The sequence below is a fragment of the Mesorhizobium sp. 1B3 genome, from assembly GCF_050958605.1.
GTDB lineage: Bacteria > Pseudomonadota > Alphaproteobacteria > Rhizobiales > Rhizobiaceae.
The window spans coordinates 13,943-33,106 of sequence record NZ_JBJHDO010000001.1; the positions used below are offsets into that span (position 1 = coordinate 13,943).

Consider the following 19,164-nt stretch of genomic DNA (forward strand, 5'->3'; position numbering starts at 1 on the left):
CCGATGGCCACCCATGCGCGGGGAGAAATTCCCGGCAGGACAATGAGGACAACTCGCGACCGGCCAAGGTCAGCGCCAATCGTATCAGGCGCCGCGCAACCGCGTTTCCATCTCGTGGCGCAGGATCTTGCCGGTGGTGCTGCGCGGAAAATCCTCGAAGCGGATGAAATGAACCGCTTTCGGTCGCTTGTAGCCGGCAAGCTCTCGTCTGCAGAGACTTTCGACATCATTCTCCGACAGGCTGTCGTCCTTGCGGGAAATGAATGCCACGGGCACTTCTCCCCAACGGTCGTCCTTCTGCCGTACCACGATCGCGTCGCTGACGCGTGGATCGGAAAGCAGCACCCGTTCGATCTCGGCGGGGTAGATGTTCTCGCCGCCTGACTTGATCATGTATTTTGCGCGGTCGACGAAATCGTAGCTGCCGTCGGCGTTGCGGCGGAAGAGATCCCCCATGCGAAACCAGCCGTCCCGAAAATCGCGGGCATTGGTTTCGGCCGCGTTCCAGTATCCGCTGAATACGGTCGGACCACGCACGGCGGCCTCGCCGGGTTCGCCGTCCGGCACGTCCATGCCGTCGGGATCGACAAGGCGCAGGTCGCAGAAGGCACTCTTGCGCTTCGAGAGGCTCGTCGGCATGACGCCGGAAGCAAGCAGGCAGGAAGAGGCAGGCGCAAGTCCTGTTTCCGTCGAGCCGAAGCTGTTGAGATAAGGCGCGCCGGAGAGGCGGGAGAGCTCCGCGATCAGGTGCTTCGGAACGAGGTCGGCCATCGCTCCAACGGCGCGGATGCTTCTCGGGCGACGGCCGGTACGCTGCAGGATTTCGACGACCGGCTCGATCGAGCCCGGCATCAGCAGCATCCATCCGAGCTCATAGCGTTCCATGGCGTCGACGATCATGTCCGGGTCGAAACCGTCGACGATGTGGACTGTGGCGCCTGACATCAGCGCGCCAAGCACCTGGTCTGTGGATCCCATATGGAACATCGGCGCCCAGGCGACAAAACCGTCGCTTTCCCTGGCGTGCATGTCGACGCGCAGCAACATGTTGCGGGCCAACTGCGCCCGATGGCTTATCAGCGCCCCCTTCGGCAGGCCGGTGGTGCCGCTGGTGTAGAGGATGACGATCCCATCTTCCGGATCGACATGCGGCAAGGAATCCAGCGGCCGCGCGTCGGCGAGCAGAGCTTCATAATCGTCCTCGATGACGAGAAGGCGCTGGCCGCGAAGGTCGAGACCGCGTGCGGTGGCGGCAAACCGTTCCGATGCCAGGATGAGAACGGGTTCCACGAGATCGATGCAGTGTTGGAGTTCGCTGGGCGCAAGGCGCCAATTCTGGCAGGCCACGATCGCACCGAGGCAGGCGGCGGCGAGTTCGATCTCGGCATATTCGAGACGGTTTTCGGAAAGGAGCGCGACGCGTGACCCACGCGAAACGCCGAGCTCGGAAAGTGCCGAAGCGAGGCGCAAGACACGTTGGTCCAATTCCCGGTAAGTCACCTCCGCGGTCCTGGTGCGTATGGCTACGCTCCCGGGATCGCGGCGGACGCAGGCGCGGAAAAGCCCGTGGACGGTCAATCTGCCTGCGGCGGCGATATCGTCGCGCCAAGCGATGTCCGATGTCGATGAATGCATCCCAGTCTCCTCCCTGCGGTGCAAATTCGGTTGGCGTTTCTGCCGTCGTTCAGGGGCCGACCCTGGCGGCCGCGCGCTCCAATCTGGCGACTGCGTTCTCGATGCGCTCGGCAAAGTCCGGCTGTGTTTCTGCCGGCCGCCGCTTCTGAAGCCCGCTCAAAACGAGATCGACGACGGCATCGGCGGTGGCATCCGGTTCGAAATCTCCTTCGCCGCGCAGATAGGCCCAGGTGCGGTGCTCGACGCAGCCGTAGATCAGGTCGCGTACCAGTCGAAGCGGCACGTCCTCGCGAAGTTCGCCGGCGTCGATCCCCTCCTTGACGATATCCAGGGTGCGGCGGGTGTACTGGCGGTTGAGCTCATAGACTGCGGTGTGGCTGTAATCGTTGCCCGTCCTCAGAAACTGGAACATCAGGTTGCACAGGGCCGGCTCCTCATGGATCGTCTTGAGATGACGCCAGATCATGAAGCGCAGACGGTTGCGTGTGCCCTGTATGCCTGAAAGCTGCTGGTCGTAGTCGGCAAGCATCGACTCGTACCAATCCTCGATCACCTTGACGAGCAGGTCGCGTTTGTTTTCGAAGTAGCGGTAGATGCTGCCTTCGACGACATTCGCCAGTTCGGCTATTTCGGAGAGAGGGGCATCCTCGTATCCCTTTTCGCGAAACACCGATCGTGCGGCTGTCATGATGTCGGCGACACGCCGTTCTCTCGACAGCCGGAAGACCTGCCGACGCCCTGTTCCGTTGCTCATCAACCCTCCATCCGGAAGCCCGCAGGCCTCTTTTCAGTGAAGGCCAACATACCTTCCCACCATTCCGGACCCGAGGCGGCAGCCGCGACCGCATCGAGCGCGATTCGGTCGGCCTCGTCCGCCCCTGCGGTTTCGCAGCGATACAAGGCTCGCTTGGTCTCCGCAACGGAAATGGGACTGCAGAGCAGGAAACGCCGTGCAAACGCCGTCGTTGCCTCGTCAAGCTCGTGCGCCGGATGGACCGCGTTCACGAGCCCCAGGGCCTTCGCCTCGGCCGCCCCCAGTTGTTCTCCGAGAAGGGCTACCTCCAGCGCTTTGGCACGACCAAGGACATGCGCCAGCGACTGGACGCCGCCGGCGCCGGCGAGTGCGCCAAGTCTGGTTTCCGTGAGCCCGATCCTGGCGTGGTCGGCCATGATCCGGAAGTCGCAGGAAAGAGCCAGCTCGCAGCCACCTCCCAGGGCGAATCCATTGATCGCGGCTACCGTCACGAATGGCGCGTCCCTCAGCCTGCGGAAGGTCCGCACGATCGGCAGGACATAGTCGTCCCGGATCGCTCGGGGGTTCCGGTGGAGCGGCGACCCGTTATCCGTGAAGTATTTGATGTGGGCGCCGCCGCAGAACGTCTTGCCGGATCCGGTGACGACAAGCACCCGCGCGCCGCGCTGCGAAGCCTCGTCAAGCAGCCGATTGAGCGTGCCGAGGAGTTCGGCGGTCAGCGTGTTGTGAGAAGACGCGCGTGTCAGCGTAATGCGTGCGATTTGCGCAGCCGGCCAGTCCAGTTCCGCGGGCGCCCCCACCTCCTGCTCGGTCATGATCACCCCTCCGAAAAATTGCGAATTGCAGATTGACAAACGATGAAAGCCTGCCCTTAATGAATACAATTCATCATTTCTTCGCTAAGCGCAAGAGCAGAAAACAGCGCGAGCGGCTACACCGGGAGGGGGCGCAGTGGCAGCGGAAGTGCCGTTATCTCACAGTTTTTCCTTGGCTTTATCTGTCTTTGGCGCACCCCAGGGAGCTGACCATGAGGTTTTGACGACCTTCCATCGAAGTGGAGGCAGGTCGTTGATAAGCGTAATTCATTTATGTCTCGGCAATCGGCCATGCTCGCGCTGAACAACGTGCAAATACTCTACGACCGAGCAATCGAGGCCGTCCGGGACGTTTCTCTCGAAGTGCCTGCCGGCAAGATCGTGGCGTTGCTCGGTTCCAACGGCGCGGGAAAGTCGACGATCCTCAAGGCGATCTCAGGCGTCCTTTATCAGGAGGACGGCGAGATCGTCAGCGGGTCGATTCAACTCGAAGGGAAACAGATCTCCGGCGAGACGCCGCGGGGGATTGTCGAGAAAGGCGTCCTGCAGGTGCCGGAAGGCAGGGCGCTTTTCGCGACGCTGACGGTCGAGGAAAACCTGCTGATGGGTGGTTTCACGCGCAGCCGCGCCGAGTCGGGGGAAGGGCTCGAGCGTGTCTACCAGATGTTCCCCAGGGTGAAGGAGCGGCGCAGCCAGATCTCCGGCTATCTCTCCGGCGGCGAGCAGCAGATGGTGGCGATCGGCCGCGCGCTGATGGGCAAGCCCAGGCTGATCATGCTCGATGAACCATCGCTGGGGCTGGCGCCTCAGATCGTCGACACGATCTTCGAAGCGATCATAGGGCTGAACAATGAAAGCGCGCTGACGGTGCTGCTTGTCGAACAGAACGCGCAGTTGGCGCTTCAGACCGCCTCCTACGGGTACATCATCGAAAACGGCCGCATCGTTCTCGACGGCTCGGCCGAGAAACTGCGCGCCAATGACGACGTGCAGGAGTTCTACCTCGGCTTCTCCGGCGGCGAGCGCAAGAGCATGCGCGACGTGAAGCATTACAAGCGTCGCAAGAGGTGGCTGTCGTGACCGGCTTTCTCGAACTGCAGGGTGTCACCAAGCGCTTCGGCGGTTTGGTGGCCGTCAACGATGTCAGCCTGGCTGTCGAAGAAGGGCAGATATACAGCCTGATCGGACCCAACGGCGCGGGCAAAACCACGCTTTTCAACCTGATCAGCGCCGTCTTCCGGCCCAGCAGCGGTCGGATCCTCTTTCAGGGGCAGGATTTGACGCGGCTTCCGACCCATGTGCTGGCCCGCCTCGGTATGGCCAGGACGTTTCAGAACCTGGCGGTGTTCAAGCACGAGACGGTCGTCAATAATCTGCTCGTCGGCATGCATTCCCATCTGAAATCGGATCCGATCTCGGCCGCGTTCTTCTGGGGGCGGACGCGCCGCGAGGAGATTCACGCCCGAGACCGTGTCGAGGAAATCATCGACTTCCTCGAGATCGAGGACATTCGCGATCATCCGGTCGGCACGCTGTCCTACGGGCAGCAGAAGCGCGTCGAATTGGGCCGCGCGCTTGCCGTCGAGCCGAAGCTGCTGCTGCTCGACGAGATGGTGTCGGGAATGAACCAGGAGGAGCGCGAGGATATCGCCCGCTTCATCCTCGACCTCAAAGACGAACTCGGCATGACGGTGTTCATGGTCGAGCACGACATGGGTATCGTCATGGACATCTCCGACCATGTCTGCGTCGTGAACTACGGCCGCAAGATTGCCGAGGGCACGCCGGCCGAAGTTGCCTCGAACCCTGCCGTCATCGACGCCTATCTCGGCGTCAAGAGGAGCGCGGCATGACCGGGGCACTCGATTTCTCGAACGTCACCATGCCGCAGGTGCTGAAGCGCCGCGCCGACACGCAAGGCGCGGAGCTGGCGCTGCGCGAGAAGCAAAGAGGGCTCTGGCGCCGCTTTACCTGGAGCGACTATTTCCAGAACGCGCGGCTGACCGCCATCGGGCTTTATGCCCTCGGTTTTCGTCCCGGCGACCGCATCGCCGTTGCCGGTGACGACAGCCCGCAATGGCTCTTCTCGGATCTCGGAGCGCAGATGGCCGGCGGGGCCTGCCTGGGGATCTATCCCACAAATCCTTGGCCGGAACTGCAATACATAGTGCGTCATTCCCGCGCGAAGATCGTCGTGTGCGGAGACCAGGAGCAGACCGACAAGGTTCTCGAGGCCCGTCTGCATGATGGCGGCCTTCCCGACCTCGCGCATATCGTCTGTGTCGACATGAAAGGCATGCGCCAGTATCGCGAGCCGGGCCTCATGTCTTTCGAGGACTTGCTCGAACTCGGCCGCAGCAAGGAAACCGAATTCGGACCCTTGATCGACGCCCAGCTTGCCGAGGGAAGCGCCGACGACGTCGCGATCGTCGTCTATACCTCCGGCACCACCGGTATGCCGAAGGGAGCGATGCTGACGCATCGCAACATGCTGCACTCGGCCGCGCAGGTCGTGGATATTCATGGGCTCAGTCGCGAGACCTATTCGGTTCTCTGCTACCTGCCGCTCTGCCACGTGGCCGAGCGGAGCTTTTCCACCGTTATGCAACTGGTGACCGGTTGCACCGTCTCGTTTGCGGAATCCGTGGATACCGTGGTCGTCAATCTTCGCGAGATCGCGCCGAAGGGCTTCCTCGGCGTCCCGCGCATCTGGGAAAAGATGCAGCAGAGCGTGCTCTACAGGGTGAAAGACACGACGCTTTTCCAGCGCCGCGTCTACGAAGCCTGCATGAAGCGCGGCCGCCCGATCGCGGAGCGGCGGCTGGCCAATGGTGGAAGCCTTGCCGGGGCAGGCGACCGTCTTCTGTTCATGCTTCTATCCCTGATCTGTTTCCGCAGCTTGCGGACCTATCTTGGCATCGATCGTGTGCGAGCGGGCTTCTGCGGCGGCGCGACCGTGTCGCCGGAGGTGCTGCTCTTCTTCTGGATCCTCGGGGTGCCGGTCTACCAGATCTACGGCATGACAGAGAGCGCTGGGGTTTCGCACACCCAACGCCCGGGGGCGACGACACTCGGCCGATCGGGGCCATTGATCGCCGGGGTGGAACAGAAGGATGCTCCGGATGGAGAGCTGCTGTTGCGCGGCCCGAGCATCTTCAAGGGATATCTCTTCGACGAGGCGGCGACTGCTCGCGCCTTCAGCGATGGCTGGCTCCATACCGGCGACATCGTCGAGGTGGAAGCAAGTGGTGAGGCCCATGTCCTCGACCGCAAGAAGGACATCCTCATAACCTCCGGCGGCAAGAACATCACGCCTTCGCTGATCGAGAACGCGCTGAAGGATTCGCCCTATATCCGCGAGGCCATCCTCCTCGGCGACGGACGCAACTTCCTGTCGGCTCTCATCCAGATCGATCTCGAGACGACCGGGAAATGGGCCCAGGAACAGAACCTCCAATACACCACCTACCGGACATTGGCGCAGAACGAGAAGGTCCGCGAACTCATTTCCGGGGAGGTAAAGCGGGTGAACGACCGCTTCGCGCGTGTCGAAAACGTGCGCAAGTTTGCGATCCTGAGCAAGGAGCTCGACCATGACGACGGCGAGCTGACAGCCACGATGAAGGTGCGTCGCAGGATCATCGAGGAAAAGTTCCACACCGAAATCCAGTCGATCTACGGGGATGCGGCCTGATGGACTTCCTGCTTCTGCTCATTTCGACCGGACTGGTCTCGGGCGCCGCCTACGGCCTGATAGCGATGGGCTTCGCCATCATTTTCAAGTCGACCGGCGTGGTGAATTTCGCCCAGGGCGAGCTCGTGATGCTCACCGCCTATATTTCCTTTACGCTCTACTCGACCTTCGAGCTCTCCTTCTTCCCGCTGATCATCGTGACGATCCCGATCTCCATGGTGATCGGCCTCGTGCTGGAGCGGCTCTTCATCCGGCCCATGCTCGGCGAACCCATCTTCGCGATCGTCATGGTCACAGTAGGACTGGCGGTCATCCTTCGCGGCATTACGATCATGATCTGGGGACCCGATCCGTTCAATTTCACGGCGGGCATCCCGGTGGATGTGGTCTATATCGGCTCCATTCCTTTTTATCCCGCGCAGCTCTACCTGATCGGGGCTCTCGTGGTTTTGACCGCTGCAGGCTGGGCGTTCCTCCGTTTCAGCCGGATGGGCATAGCCATGCGCGCCGTCGCAGCCAACGAAACCGCCGCTCTTCTCATGGGTATCAGCGTCAGCCGGATTCACGCCGTGGCCTGGATGCTTTCGGCGGCCATCGCCTCGGTTGCGGGCGTTCTCTTCGCGGCGAACTTCAAGCTTGCGCCGGATCTCTGGTTCCAGGGATTGAAGTCTTTCCCGGCCGTCATCCTGGGCGGGCTCGATTCTGTGATCGGCTCGGCGATGGCCGGCCTCATCATCGGCATGATCGAGAACCTGTTCCAGGGTTATGTCGGCCAGGGCCTCCGCGAAATCTCGGGTTTCATCGTCATCATCATCGTCCTGATGGTCCGACCTTACGGACTGTTCGGCAGCAAGGATATCGAGCGGGTCTGATGCGTACGGGTCATTTCAAGGAGAGGACCGGCGAGCTCATCGCTCTGAGCGACAGCAAGGTGGTGTGGGCCTTCGTCGGCTTGCTGTTCGCACTCGCGCTCCTGGCGCCGCTGATGCTCGGCAACTATCAGCTCACGCTGCTCGTTTCCGCTCTGATCGCGGTCATCGGCGCGGTCGGGCTGAACATGCTCACGGGCACGACCGGGCTGATCTCGCTCGGCCAGGCAGGTTTTCTCGCGGTCGGCGCCTATACCAACGCCATCCTGATGATGGATTTCGGTTGGCCGGTATGGCTTTCGCTGCCCGCGGGAGGCGTTGCCGCGGCTCTCATCAGCATCCTCGTCGGCGTGCCGTCACTGCGTCTCAAGGGGCTCTATCTCGCCATCACGACTCTCGCCTTCGCCTTCATCATCAATCATGTGATCCTCTACGCGGAGGGGCTCACGCACGGCCCGAACGGCATTTTCGTCTCCGGCGCAAAGGTGCTCGGCATCGATCTCCAGCGGGGCATGCCTCTCTACTACATGACCTTCGGGATCACCGTGATCGTCGTGTTCGCGGCGCTGAATATCCAGCGTTCTCGCGTGGGGCGGGCATGGATGGCGATCCGCGACCACGATATCGCCGCGCGGGTCATGGGCGTCGATCTGGTGCGCTACAAACTGCTCGCCTTCATGGTGAGCTCCTTCATCGTCGGTATCGCCGGCGCGTTGATCTCGCTGCAGATTCGCTTCATCAACATCGACGTCTTCGCTCTGATCCTCTCGATCGAGGCGCTTGCGATCATCATTCTCGGCGGGCTCGGCTCGATCGCCGGAGCAATTCTCGGCGCGATATTCCTGTCGCTGCTGCCCGAGGCCATCCGGCTCTTCTTCGAGGCGTTCGCCGACACGAGCTCGAGCTTTTACACGAGCTATGTCTACGAAATACGCGGCATCACCTACGGCATCGTCATCATCATATTCCTGCGCCTGCAGCCCGAAGGACTGATCGGGATCTGGCGGGACATTCGTAAATACTGGAGCAGATGGCCGCTCGCCTATTAGCCGGCCGATAACCGGACAGGGAGCAAAATTGTGGAGGAGACTATGAAGACCGGACTGCTCGCGCTCAGCGCGTTTCTGTTTGCTACCACGGCGTCGCTCGCCGGTGATCCCGGCGTCACCGATACCGAGATCAAGATCGGCGATGTCAACATCATGACGGGACCTGCCTCTTTCATCGGCCGGGCCGTCTCCGTCGGGTCCAAGATTGCCGCTGGCGAAATCAACGAGGCAGGCGGAATCCACGGACGCAAGATCACCATCGTCACGGAGGACGACGGCTACATCCCGTCGCGATCATTCCAGGCGTTGACGAAGTTGATCGAGGTCGACGGCATCTTCGCGCTCAACGGCACGTCCGGCACCGCCAACGTTCTTGCCATGATGCCGCTGATCGAGGAAAACAACCTGCCGACGGTCGTCACCACCGCGCCGAACGAACTCGTGTACGACCCGGTCAGGCCTTCCGTATTCACGATCGGCGCCTCCTATTCCGACGCCTTTTATGGGCAGCTGAAATATATTCACGAGAAAATGGCGCCAGCTGAGCCCGTCTACGGCTTGATCCGGCAGGACGACGATTTCGGCGTGGCGGTCGAACACGGCTATGACCGCGCGATCAAGGAATTCGGCGTCAAGGATGCTGCGCGCATCCGCTTCAAGAAGGGAACGGCGAACTTCGCCGCCGAAGTGGCTCAGATGAAGCAGGCGGGCGTCAACGTGCTTGCCAATGGCGGCATCATCGCGGGGGCGGCCAACATACTGGGCGAGGCGCGCAAGCTGGGCATGGACGTGCAGGTGGCCTCCGTCTGGAGCGAAGACATGCCGCCTTCGGTCAATCTCACCGCTCCGGCGGGCTACGATTTCCTCGTTGCCGACTATGTGGCGCTGAGCGGACCGGCGATCGAGTCCTTCATGGAGAAAGCCAAGAAATATGCCTCCGCGGAGGAGATAGCGGCGATGAACCGCTACACTTATGTGACCTATATCGGCCTCAAGGCGCTTGCCGAGGCTATGTCCCAATGCGGCAAGGAACTGACGCGCGCATGCACGGTCGAGAAGCTGCGCGGCCTGAAGAACTTCGACACCGGCGGGATCAGCGCGCCGCTGAGCTTCGACAACGAGCAGCAGCTCTCCGGCACCGCCTTGGCGATCTACCAGCTCAATGCCGCGGACAAGACGTTCAAGGCACTCACCGACTTCGTCGATTACTGACCGAGAAAGGCCCGCCGGCGGCGGGCCTTTCCGCTTCACCGGAGGGAATGATGGCTATCCCGCCAACCTGGACCGATCGGCTGCGCGTGCCGGTCATTTCTGCGCCGATGTTCCTGATTTCGGGGACGGACCTTGTCGTGGAGGCCTGCAACGCCGGGGTCGTGGGAACATTTCCCGCGCTCAACCAGCGCACCAGTGAAGGGTACCGCGACTGGCTCGACGAGATCGCCAGCCGGTTGATGCCGGAGGCTGCGCCCTTCGGGGTCAATCTCGTCGTGCACAGAAGCAATCCGCGACTGGACACGGACCTCGCCATCACCGTGGAAAAGCGGGTGCCGCTCGTCGTCACATCGCTTGGGCTGAACCGCGACTTGATATCGGCCGTCCATGCATATGGCGGCCTGGTGTTTCACGACGTCACCAGCCTCAAATTTGCCGCCAAGGCGGCGGAAGCAGGCGTGGACGGCCTGATCGCGGTATCCTATGGAGCCGGGGGGCACGCCGGTCTCATCAGCCCCTTCGCTGCGTTGCATGAAATCCGCCAGATCTTCGATGGCGTGCTTGTTCTCGGCGGTGCGATATCGACGGGACGACAGGTGGCGGCCGCGCGCCTGATGGGGGCCGACATGGTCTATATGGGCACCCGGTTCATGGCGACGGCCGAAAGCATGGCCGTCGAGCGCCAGCGACAGATGCTGCTCGAGGCTAAGGCCGCCGACATCGTCTACACGCCGGCCGTCAGCGGCATCCCCGGCAATTTCCTTCGTGCCAGCCTGACGGCGTATGGTCGCGACCCCGATGACCTGACGCCGCCGGACAAGCTCGATTTCGGAACCACGGATGCGAAAGCCTGGCGGGACCTCTGGGCCGCCGGCCAGGGCGTCGGAGCCATTGACGATCTGCCGAACGTCGCTGGCCTGATTGACCGGCTGGCCGCAGAGTTCGGGTCCGCAGCCCTGCTTTTGGCGAATCGGGGATGAAAACCTGACCCTCATCGCGTTGGCGCTCGCCGATGCTCGATCGATGCGGCCCGTCCTCAGGCCGCACGATACAGGAAAGCTCGGCTGCTGCCGAACGTTTCGACCGACGACAGATGTCGGCCGATCAAGGGGTCTATGATATGCGGATCTGTGAGAGGGGCCATGTGCCCCGCGTCCGCTATCATCATGAGCCGTGCGTGCGGGATCGCCTGGGCCGCCATTTCGGTGACCCGAAGGCTGGCGACAGGACTTTGAAGCCCCTTCACGAGAAGCGTGGGGCAGCGAAGCTCACGATACACGCTTGCACTTCCGGCCGCTGCGAGCGAGGCCGTCAGGTCCGAGGCGACCCGTAACGTCAGCCGCGCCAGACGCTCTTTGAGAGCCTCGCCAGTCCGGCGCCACGCGCCCACCCCATACCAGAAGTCGATATATGCCTGCATCCCGATGGCATTGTCGTTCGCCGCGACCGCCGTCAGCATCCGGTCTGCCAGCCTGACGAGTTCGCCATGAAGCGCGCGGTCGGAAGACACGCCGTCGCGCAGAAGGTGAAAGAGCATCGGCTCGATCAAAGTCAGGCTGCGCACGAGATGAGGGTGCGAAGTCGCGAGTTCCAGGCCTATCGCGGCGCCGAGGGAATGGCCGACGATATGAAGCGGCGCATCGTGAGCGACGGCATGCGCGAGTTGTTCGGCGGTGTCCCTGGGGGAGCGCGATTGCAACAGGCGGGCCTTTCCATAGCCGGGGAGGTCGGGCGCGATCACCTTGTAGCGACCGCGAAGATAGTCGGTAAGACCTTGCCATTGTTCACCAGAGCTCGCTGCGGCGTGCAGGGCGAGGACGGGTTTGCGAGCATCGGTAGCAACCGGGCCACGTATGGCCCGGTCAAGATCTATGAAGGTCATGATTGTGCCTCCGCTCGTCGGCCGCGCCGATATAGACGGAGCCGACGCAGCGGCTCAGTCCGATGTCCTTGAGGATATGATCGTCAAGCTCCGCGAGGAGCTTCATTCCATGCCGGCGCGCTCTGTGACTACGGAATGCGCGATAGGCAGCGGCCAGTGGTCCGGTAGACATTGCAGTGCTCCTTTGGTGGAATCCGCCCAGTTGGCGGCATCCAACGGTCTAATCGGCCCGTGTTTCACAAGTTTTTCTGAAGTTAGGTTGAAAGGTTTCATTTGTATCACGCTGGAGAAGATCAGATATTTGACTCTGTGAATTTGACATCGTCGTAGAGATTATGACACTATTTACGTGAAAAGAGCGTGATTGTCGGAGATTGAACTTGGTTGAGGGGTTTGCTTTCGGCATTTTGCAGTTGCAGCTGTGGCGATTGCCATGCCGAGCATTCTCTCGCCCGTCAGAGAGCGGGCTTGGGGCAAGAGCATCGTCTCTGCGTAGGAAAGTCTAGGCTCGATACGAGCGCTTCTGAAAAACCGAACACGGGCTGCCGAAATCCTGCCGAAATGCAGGATCGCCTTTGGGTCCTTGCTGCGAGTGACTGAACATGCGCACGGGCTATGCGCTTTTCGATGGCGACGGGCATCTCGTCGCTTCCAATCCGGAGATCTTCGGGCCTGCGCGACGTCGGCGAAGGCGATCCGGCAATCACGGCTCCATCGCCGAAATGTTCTCCGGGCTGAGGAGCTTCGACGGTCAGCCGGTAGAGGAGAGCGAGGAGTTCCTCGCAGCTGCGACGACGCGCTGGAAAAGTGCCGACAGGCAGCCGGTGGAGGCACAGACGCTGGAAGGTCGTTGGAAACTGCTGACCGTGCATCCCAGTGCGAACGGCGAGACCGCGCTTGTGAGCGTCGACATCACGGACATGAAGCGCGCCCAGCTTGCCTATGCCGAGAAGGCGGAAATCTTCCGCTGCATCACGGACAGCCATCCTCTGCCTGTATGGGTCGTCGACGAGGAGAGCGGTGAAATCCTGTACGAGAGTCTCGACGCGTCCAACCTCCTCGGCCGCGAATGGCAGGAAAGCACACCCCAGTACATTACGGACCACTATGTGAATCCCGATGGGTTCCATGAGATGCGCGGCTTGGTCGCCAGAAACCGCATCGTTCGCGACCACGAGATCGAGCTCCGGCGCAGCGACGGTGCGGTGGCTTGGTGCTCGACGAATTGCCGACGCGGCGCCTATGGCGGACGGCCTTCGCTTGTCATCGGCGTGCTGGACATCACCGAGCGCAAGCAGCGCGAGGACTTGTTGGGGTTCCTGATCAAGAATCATCCGCTGGCCGTCTGGATGAACGATGCCGTCACCGGGGAGGTGATCTATCTCAGCAGCGTGGCCGAGCGCCTCCTTGGATGGGACGAGAACGGCCGTCACACCACGCAGTGGCTGGCGGAGCGTTTCGTCGATCACGAACAATATCTGGAGATCAGCCGCGAACTCGTGGCCAATGGGGCGGTCGAAAATTGCGAGGCGTTGCTGCGCCGAGCGGACGGCCAGGAATTCTGGGCGACCGGCAATCTGAGAATGGTCGAGTATCACGGGCGGCCAGTGGTCCTGTCCGGCATTGCGGACGTCACCCGGCAGAAGAAGCGGGACGGGGAGGTGATGCTGGCCCGGGCAATGCTTGCCGACGCGATAGAGTCGTTGTCGGAAGGCTTTGCGCTCTTCGACGAAGATCGCCGTATGGTCATGTGCAACAGTCTCTACCGCGAGATGAACCAGCCGGTGCAGCATCTCATAAAGCCCGGCGTCGAATGGTCCGAGTTGCTGCGGGAGTCGGTCCGACGGGGTGTCTATGTCGATGCGGTCGGGCAGGAGGAGGCCTGGCTGCAAGAACGGCTGCAGCCGGATCGAACCGGCTTCCGTGGCCGCTACGAAGCCGACCTCGGCGATGGCCGATGGCATTCGGTGTCCATCCATCCGACAGATCTCGGCGGCTTCGTCGTGACGCGGGCCGATATCAGCGAGAGCAAGAAGGCCGAGGCCGCCGATCGCATGGCCACGACGCTGATGCAGAAGGTGCTGGATGCCTGCCCGTCGCCAACCCGTATGTCGACCATCGAGGGCGAGACGCTCTATCGCAATCCGGCCAGCAGGAAGCTCTACGGGGATCGGCCCCGGCTTACGGATTACTACGTCGACCCCGGCGATCGGGAAACACTGGTCAGGGTCCTGCAGGAAAAAGGGGCGATCGACGATTTCCGCGTCCGGCAATATGACGGCGACGACAACATATTCTGGGGATCGATCTCGGCGCGGCTGATCGATTTTCAGGGCCGCCAGGTGATCGTGTCCAATACCTCGGACATCACCGACATGATCGTCGCCCAGGAGCAGACGAGGCAGGCGAACGACCGGTTGATCGACGCGATCGAATCGCTCGCCGAAGGTTTCGCGCTTTACGATCGCAACGACTGCCTTGTCATGGCCAACAGCCAGTACCGGAAGATGCATTCGATCTGCGCCGACGTTCTGGTGCCGGGCGTAAACTGGTTCGACTTTCTGCGCGTGACGGCCGAACGTAACCAGTTTCGGGTGCCGCGGGACAAGATCGACGAATGGCTTGCCGAGCGCGCAAGAGACCGCAGGGAGTTTCGCCAACAGGAATTCCAGCACACGGACGGCGGCTGGTTCTTCGTGTCCAACTGCCCGACACGAGAAGGTGGGTTCGTTGTTACCAGAGTCGATATCACCCAGCGGAAGCGTGCCGAACTCGCCGCCAAGGAGGCTGACGAACTCGTCCGCAAGGTGCTGGAGGCCTGCCCCGTTAACATCCAGATGACCCGAGCCCGAGATGGAAAGCTGCTTTATCGCAGCCCGGCTACCGCCGCGTTGCTCGGCGATGCTCCCCATGCGGTCGATCACTATGTCGATCCCGCGGACCGCAGTCGCTATGTCGAGCGGTTGTTGAGGGAAGGGTGGGTCGACGATTTCGAGACGCAGCTCTGGCGGAGGGACGGCCAGCCCTGCTGGTGCTCGATATCGTCGCGCCTCATCGACTTCCAGGGTGAGAAGGTCATCGTCTCCCATACCTACGACCTCACCGATCGCATCGAGATGCAGCAGGAACTGGAGCGCCAGCGCGAGACGTTGCACCAGAATGAAAAGATGTCGGCGTTGGGAGGGCTCCTGGCCGGGGTCGCCCACGAACTGAACAACCCGCTCTCCGTCGTTCTCGGACTATCCCTGATGATGAAGGAGACGGTCGTCGATCCGGCCGTCGCCGAGCGCGCCGACCGCATCTGCCGGGCAGCCGAACGTTGCGCGCGGATCGTCAAGACGTTCCTGGCCATGGCCAGGCAGCAGCCTGCGCGCACCTCCAACGTGGCCATCGATGATGTGGTTGCCGCCGCCGTGGAGGTGGCCGGTTACGCCATCAGGTCATCGGACATCGACCTCGTGCTCAGGCTTCAGCCGGGCCTTCCGCCGATCTGGGCCGATCCGGATCAACTCAGCCAGGTGCTGATCAATCTCCTGGTCAATGCCGAGCAGGCCTTGCACGACTGGGATGGTCGCAGGAAGATAATCGTGTCCACCAAGCGACGCGCCAAGACCGGCAGCATTGTCGTGAAGATTGCCGATACCGGCCCGGGAATCCCAAGGGAAATCCTGCCGCGCATCTTCGAGCCCTTCTTCACCACCAAGGACGTCGGTGCCGGGACCGGGATTGGACTGTCGTTCTGCCACCGAATCGTGCAGTCCCATCGCGGCACGATCAAGGTCGAGACATCCCAAGGGGGAGGATCGACTTTCATCGTCTCGCTGCCCGCTTCCGACCGGCTCGAAGCTCCGGGCGAGGCGGCGAAGCCCGTGCCTACCGCCTCCAGAGGGCTTACCTGTCTGGTCGTTGACGACGAGAGGGAGGTCGGCGACATGATAGCGGACGTGCTGAGCCGAGACGGTTTCGAGGTGACCATCGCCCGGTCGGGCGAGGAGGCGCTGGCGCAGCTCGAGAAGAACGCCTTCGCCCTGATCCTCAGCGACCTGAAGATGCCCAACATGGATGGACGCCGCCTGTTCAGGCACATTTCCGAATTCCATCCTGGCGCGCTCGACAAGCTCGCCTTCCTGACCGGCGACACGATCAGCCCGGACGCTCGCAGTTTCTTGAGCACGACCAAGCGGCCCTACATCGAGAAGCCGGTGAAGCCGATCGATCTGCGGGCCTTTGCCTCCCGAGTCGTTCAGAGGGGCCCCTGATGGCAACGCTTGTTGACTTGCCCGCCGGCTTCAAGGAATCTTGTTTCTTGTCCGGGGCGTATGCCCGGCCTGCATTCGCCATGACGGCGGCACATGGCGGTGTCTTGGTGTGGGCACGGCTCCACGCAACGAACAACCTCCGGGTCCTTCGAACGGCGCCAAGCCGTGATTTGCAGGAGATCGGAGGTTCCAGGATCGTCCGGGTAAAGCCTTGACCGCCAACGCACATATTATTGTTTGCGACGACGAGCCCGACGTCCGGGATACCGTCGCCGAGTATCTGCAACGCAGCGGATTCAACGTCACGACCGCCGATGGCGGACCGGCGCTCCGCAAGCTTATGACCGAAGGACATCCGGACGTGGTCATACTCGACCTGCGAATGCCCGGCGAGGACGGTCTTTCGCTGGCCCGGTACCTGCGCGAGCATTTCGACGTCGGCATCATCATGCTGACGGGTTCGGCGGGCGTCGTCGACCGGGTGGTCGGATTGGAAATCGGCGCCGACGACTACATCGCCAAACCCGTGGACCTGCGCGAACTCCTGGCCAGGATCAAGGCCGTTCTGCGCCGCACCTCCGGCCGGCAGCGGCATAACCACAAGGCCGAGGCTTTGTCGCGTCACCTCGTGCAATTCGGTCATTGCCGTTTCGATATCGAGGCCCACAAGCTCTACGGTGCCGAAGGCGTCGAGATCGCGATCACTCCCATGGAATTTCGGCTCCTGAAGGTTTTTGCCGAGCATCGCGGCCGCATTCTCAATCGCGACCAACTTCTCGAGCTCGCCCATGATCGCGGTTGGGACCCGTTCGACCGCAGCATCGACATCCGCATTTCGAGGTTGCGCAAGAAGATCGAGGCGGACCCCTCCAAGCCGGAAGTGATCAAGACCATCCGCGGCGTGGGTTATCTCTATTCTTAAAGGGCAGATCCTAAAGCATGTCTCCCGAAAGTATGCAGCGGTTTCGGGAAAAGACATGCGCTAAATCAAGAACCTACAGCGCGTCGTGTGAATCCTTTTCACGCGACGCGCTGTAAAGGACTGCCGGCTCGACATTGGACTTGACCCGAGCCATGTAAATCCGCCATGCGGGACGCTACTCCATCGGGATCCGGTGGGAGAAACAAGCGGATAGGATCGGATGCCCCTTCGCGTAGTCTTCATGGGAACGCCGGATTTTTCCGTCCCCACATTGCTCAGCATCGTCGAGGCCGGTCATGAGGTGGCGGCGGTCTATACACAGCCGCCGCGGCCGGGCGGTCGCCGGGGACTGGAGCTGACGCCTTCCCCGGTGCAACGCGAGGCCGAGAAACTCGGCCTGGAAATACGCACGCCGGTTTCGCTGAAGGGCGAGGCGGAACAGGAGGCGTTCCGGGCCTTGCGGGCCGATGTCGCTGTCGTGGTCGCCTATGGCCTGCTGCTGCCGAAGCCTGTCCTCGAGGGCACCAGGCTCGGCGCGTTCAACGGCCATGCTTCGCTGCTTCCGCGCTGGCGCGGTGCCGCGCCCATCCAGCGCGCAATCATGGCCGGTGATACCGAGACAGGCATGATGGTCATGAAGATGGATGTCGGTCTCGACACCGGCCCTGTCGCCATGAGCGAGCGAGTGCCGATCGGTCCGGATATGACCGCCGGCGAACTCCACGACGTGCTGATGATCGTGGGGGCGAAGCTGATGACGCAGGCTCTCGACCTGCTGGAGGCGGGAGCATTGCCGCTGACATACCAGCCCGAGGAAGGTGCGACCTATGCCCGGAAGATCGACAAGAGCGAGACCCGCATCGACTGGAGCTTGACGGCCGGGGCGGTTCACGATCGCATCCGTGGCCTATCGCCAGCTCCCGGTGCCTGGTGCGAGTTCGAGATTGCCGGCCGGACGGAGCGGCTGAAGCTGCTGCGCTCGTCACTGGCTGAGGGCGCCGGCTTGGCTGGCGAGATCCTGGACGATCGGCTGACCGTCGCATGCGGCAGGGGTGCGGTGCGGTTGGTCGAAGTGCAGCGCGCGGGAGGAAAGTCTGCCGGCGCGGTGGAGTTCCTGCGCGGCGCCAAGCTTGCAAAAGGAGGGAAGCTCGCATGAGCGGTCTGACGTTGAGGCTGGCCGAGCAGCGCGATCGCGGGGCGATCCGGGACGTGGAGCAGCGCGCCTTCGGTCGCGCGGACGAGGCAGATCTGGTCGAGGAGCTCGTAGCGGCCGGCGATGTGGTGCTCGAGCTCGTCGCAGAGCGCCACGGAGAGATCGTCGGCCATGTCCTGTTCTCCCGGCTGCGCGTCGAGAAGGACGGTGCCGCCTTGACCGGCGTAGCCCTCGCGCCGCTCGCCGTCCTGCCGGAAGAGCAGGGCACGGGTGTGGGTCGCGCCCTCGTCGAGGAAGCCCACCGCCGTCTCCAGGCAGCCGGCGAGACGTTGTCCGTGGTGCTCGGAGAGCCCTCTTATTACGGTCGGTTCGGATATGAACACCAGCGGGCAAAGGATTTCGAAAGCGATTACCAATGCGATGCCCTGCAGGCGGTTGCCTGGGGTGACGCGCCGCTCCTGGGAAAGCTTGTCTATCCCGCTCCCTTCAGCGGGCTCTGAAGTCCTTATCTCTTATCGGTTGGAACATGCGTTACACCCCCCTCTGTCCTGCCGGACATCTCCCCCACAAGGCTACGACATTCACACATCTCACGTATTGTCGGCGGTCTCTGGAACACCCCTCATCCGACCTCCGGCGCTTGTGCCGCGGCTTGGCCGCGTCACAAGCTTGTCGGCCACCTTCTCCCACAAGAGGAGAAGGCAAGACGGCCGCAGCGCTCCTGCCAATCGCAAGCATTTGCGATTGGCAGGAGCGCTTCTGCAAAACTCCTCCTTCTCCCCTTGTGGGAGAAGGTGGCCGCGCGAAGCGCGGTGGGATGAGGGGTGCTCCAGAAAGCTCCGCCGGATGTGTGAATCTCGTAGCCCACAAGCGGGGAGATTGGCAGCTTTGGCGCCAGCGCATCGTCCGTTACGCCGACG

General features: G+C 62.2%; 16 protein-coding genes. 11 read left to right on the top strand and 5 right to left on the bottom strand.

Annotated elements, in window-relative coordinates; genetic code table 11:
• Positions 1-84 precede the first annotated feature (84 nt).
• From ACCO56_RS00070 to ACCO56_RS00080, 3 genes are read right to left on the bottom strand one after another with little or no spacing between them, the layout of a single operon-like run.
• Positions 85-1,635, bottom strand: coding sequence for a class I adenylate-forming enzyme family protein (locus tag ACCO56_RS00070; protein WP_433636446.1), 1,551 nt, complete (start codon positions 1,633-1,635; stop codon positions 85-87).
• Between the two features lie 49 nt (positions 1,636-1,684).
• Positions 1,685-2,389: a TetR/AcrR family transcriptional regulator gene (locus ACCO56_RS00075; protein ID WP_433636447.1), complete on the bottom strand. Its 705-nt coding sequence runs from the start codon at positions 2,387-2,389 to the stop codon at positions 1,685-1,687.
• Positions 2,389-3,204, bottom strand: coding sequence for an enoyl-CoA hydratase/isomerase family protein (locus tag ACCO56_RS00080; protein ID WP_433636449.1), 816 nt, complete (start codon positions 3,202-3,204; stop codon positions 2,389-2,391). Before ACCO56_RS00080 ends, ACCO56_RS00075 begins: the two co-directional genes overlap by 1 nt.
• A gap of 291 nt (positions 3,205-3,495) precedes the next feature.
• Between ACCO56_RS00080 and ACCO56_RS00085 the strand changes: the two genes are divergently transcribed.
• The 7 genes from ACCO56_RS00085 to ACCO56_RS00115 are packed head-to-tail and all read left to right on the top strand — an operon-like array spanning position 3,496 to position 11,008.
• Entirely contained in the window at positions 3,496-4,284 is a 789-nt protein-coding gene (locus tag ACCO56_RS00085; protein ID WP_433636451.1) for an ABC transporter ATP-binding protein, read from the top strand.
• Complete coding sequence (locus tag ACCO56_RS00090; RefSeq protein WP_433636453.1) at positions 4,281-5,057, top strand: ABC transporter ATP-binding protein; 777 nt, start codon at positions 4,281-4,283, stop codon at positions 5,055-5,057. The genes ACCO56_RS00085 and ACCO56_RS00090 overlap by 4 nt, the downstream gene beginning before the upstream one ends.
• Positions 5,054-6,898 carry an AMP-dependent synthetase/ligase gene (locus ACCO56_RS00095; RefSeq protein WP_433636455.1) on the top strand — a complete coding sequence of 615 codons (1,845 nt, stop codon included), beginning with the start codon at positions 5,054-5,056 and terminating at the stop codon, positions 6,896-6,898. Before ACCO56_RS00090 ends, ACCO56_RS00095 begins: the two co-directional genes overlap by 4 nt.
• Positions 6,898-7,770 (top strand): branched-chain amino acid ABC transporter permease, encoded by an 873-nt coding sequence (locus ACCO56_RS00100; protein WP_433636457.1) that lies wholly within the window; start codon positions 6,898-6,900, stop codon positions 7,768-7,770. The genes ACCO56_RS00095 and ACCO56_RS00100 overlap by 1 nt, the downstream gene beginning before the upstream one ends.
• The gene (locus tag ACCO56_RS00105) at positions 7,770-8,816 is read left to right on the top strand and encodes a branched-chain amino acid ABC transporter permease (protein WP_433636458.1); all 1,047 of its coding nucleotides are present in this window, start codon (positions 7,770-7,772) and stop codon (positions 8,814-8,816) included. The genes ACCO56_RS00100 and ACCO56_RS00105 overlap by 1 nt, the downstream gene beginning before the upstream one ends.
• Positions 8,817-8,858: 42 nt before the next feature.
• Positions 8,859-10,028 carry an ABC transporter substrate-binding protein gene (locus ACCO56_RS00110; protein WP_433636459.1) on the top strand — a complete coding sequence of 390 codons (1,170 nt, stop codon included), beginning with the start codon at positions 8,859-8,861 and terminating at the stop codon, positions 10,026-10,028.
• A 47-nt stretch (positions 10,029-10,075) separates the two neighbouring features.
• Positions 10,076-11,008 (top strand): NAD(P)H-dependent flavin oxidoreductase, encoded by a 933-nt coding sequence (locus ACCO56_RS00115; RefSeq protein ID WP_433636460.1) that lies wholly within the window; start codon positions 10,076-10,078, stop codon positions 11,006-11,008.
• 56 nt (positions 11,009-11,064) lie between these two features.
• Here the strand turns inward: ACCO56_RS00115 and ACCO56_RS00120 are convergent, their stop codons facing one another.
• Together ACCO56_RS00120 and ACCO56_RS00125 are read right to left on the bottom strand one after the other, a co-directional pair.
• Positions 11,065-11,910 carry an alpha/beta fold hydrolase gene (locus tag ACCO56_RS00120; protein WP_433636461.1) on the bottom strand — a complete coding sequence of 282 codons (846 nt, stop codon included), beginning with the start codon at positions 11,908-11,910 and terminating at the stop codon, positions 11,065-11,067.
• Positions 11,891-12,082, bottom strand: a complete 192-nt coding sequence (locus ACCO56_RS00125; RefSeq protein ID WP_433636464.1) for a DUF1127 domain-containing protein — start codon at positions 12,080-12,082, stop codon at positions 11,891-11,893. Before ACCO56_RS00125 ends, ACCO56_RS00120 begins: the two co-directional genes overlap by 20 nt.
• 430 nt (positions 12,083-12,512) lie before the next feature.
• Here ACCO56_RS00125 and ACCO56_RS00130 point away from each other — a divergent pair, with 430 nt between their 5' ends.
• From ACCO56_RS00130 to ACCO56_RS00145, 4 genes are all read left to right on the top strand, one after another.
• Entirely contained in the window at positions 12,513-16,169 is a 3,657-nt protein-coding gene (locus ACCO56_RS00130) for a PAS-domain containing protein (protein WP_433636466.1), read from the top strand.
• Positions 16,170-16,380: 211 nt separating this feature from the next.
• Positions 16,381-17,091: a response regulator gene (locus ACCO56_RS00135; protein ID WP_433636468.1), complete on the top strand. Its 711-nt coding sequence runs from the start codon at positions 16,381-16,383 to the stop codon at positions 17,089-17,091.
• Positions 17,092-17,311: 220 nt separating this feature from the next.
• Entirely contained in the window at positions 17,312-18,247 is a 936-nt protein-coding gene (fmt, locus tag ACCO56_RS00140) for a methionyl-tRNA formyltransferase (RefSeq protein ID WP_433636471.1), read from the top strand.
• Positions 18,244-18,744: a GNAT family N-acetyltransferase gene (locus ACCO56_RS00145; RefSeq protein ID WP_433636472.1), complete on the top strand. Its 501-nt coding sequence runs from the start codon at positions 18,244-18,246 to the stop codon at positions 18,742-18,744. The genes fmt and ACCO56_RS00145 overlap by 4 nt, the downstream gene beginning before the upstream one ends.
• Positions 18,745-19,164 lie beyond the last annotated feature (420 nt).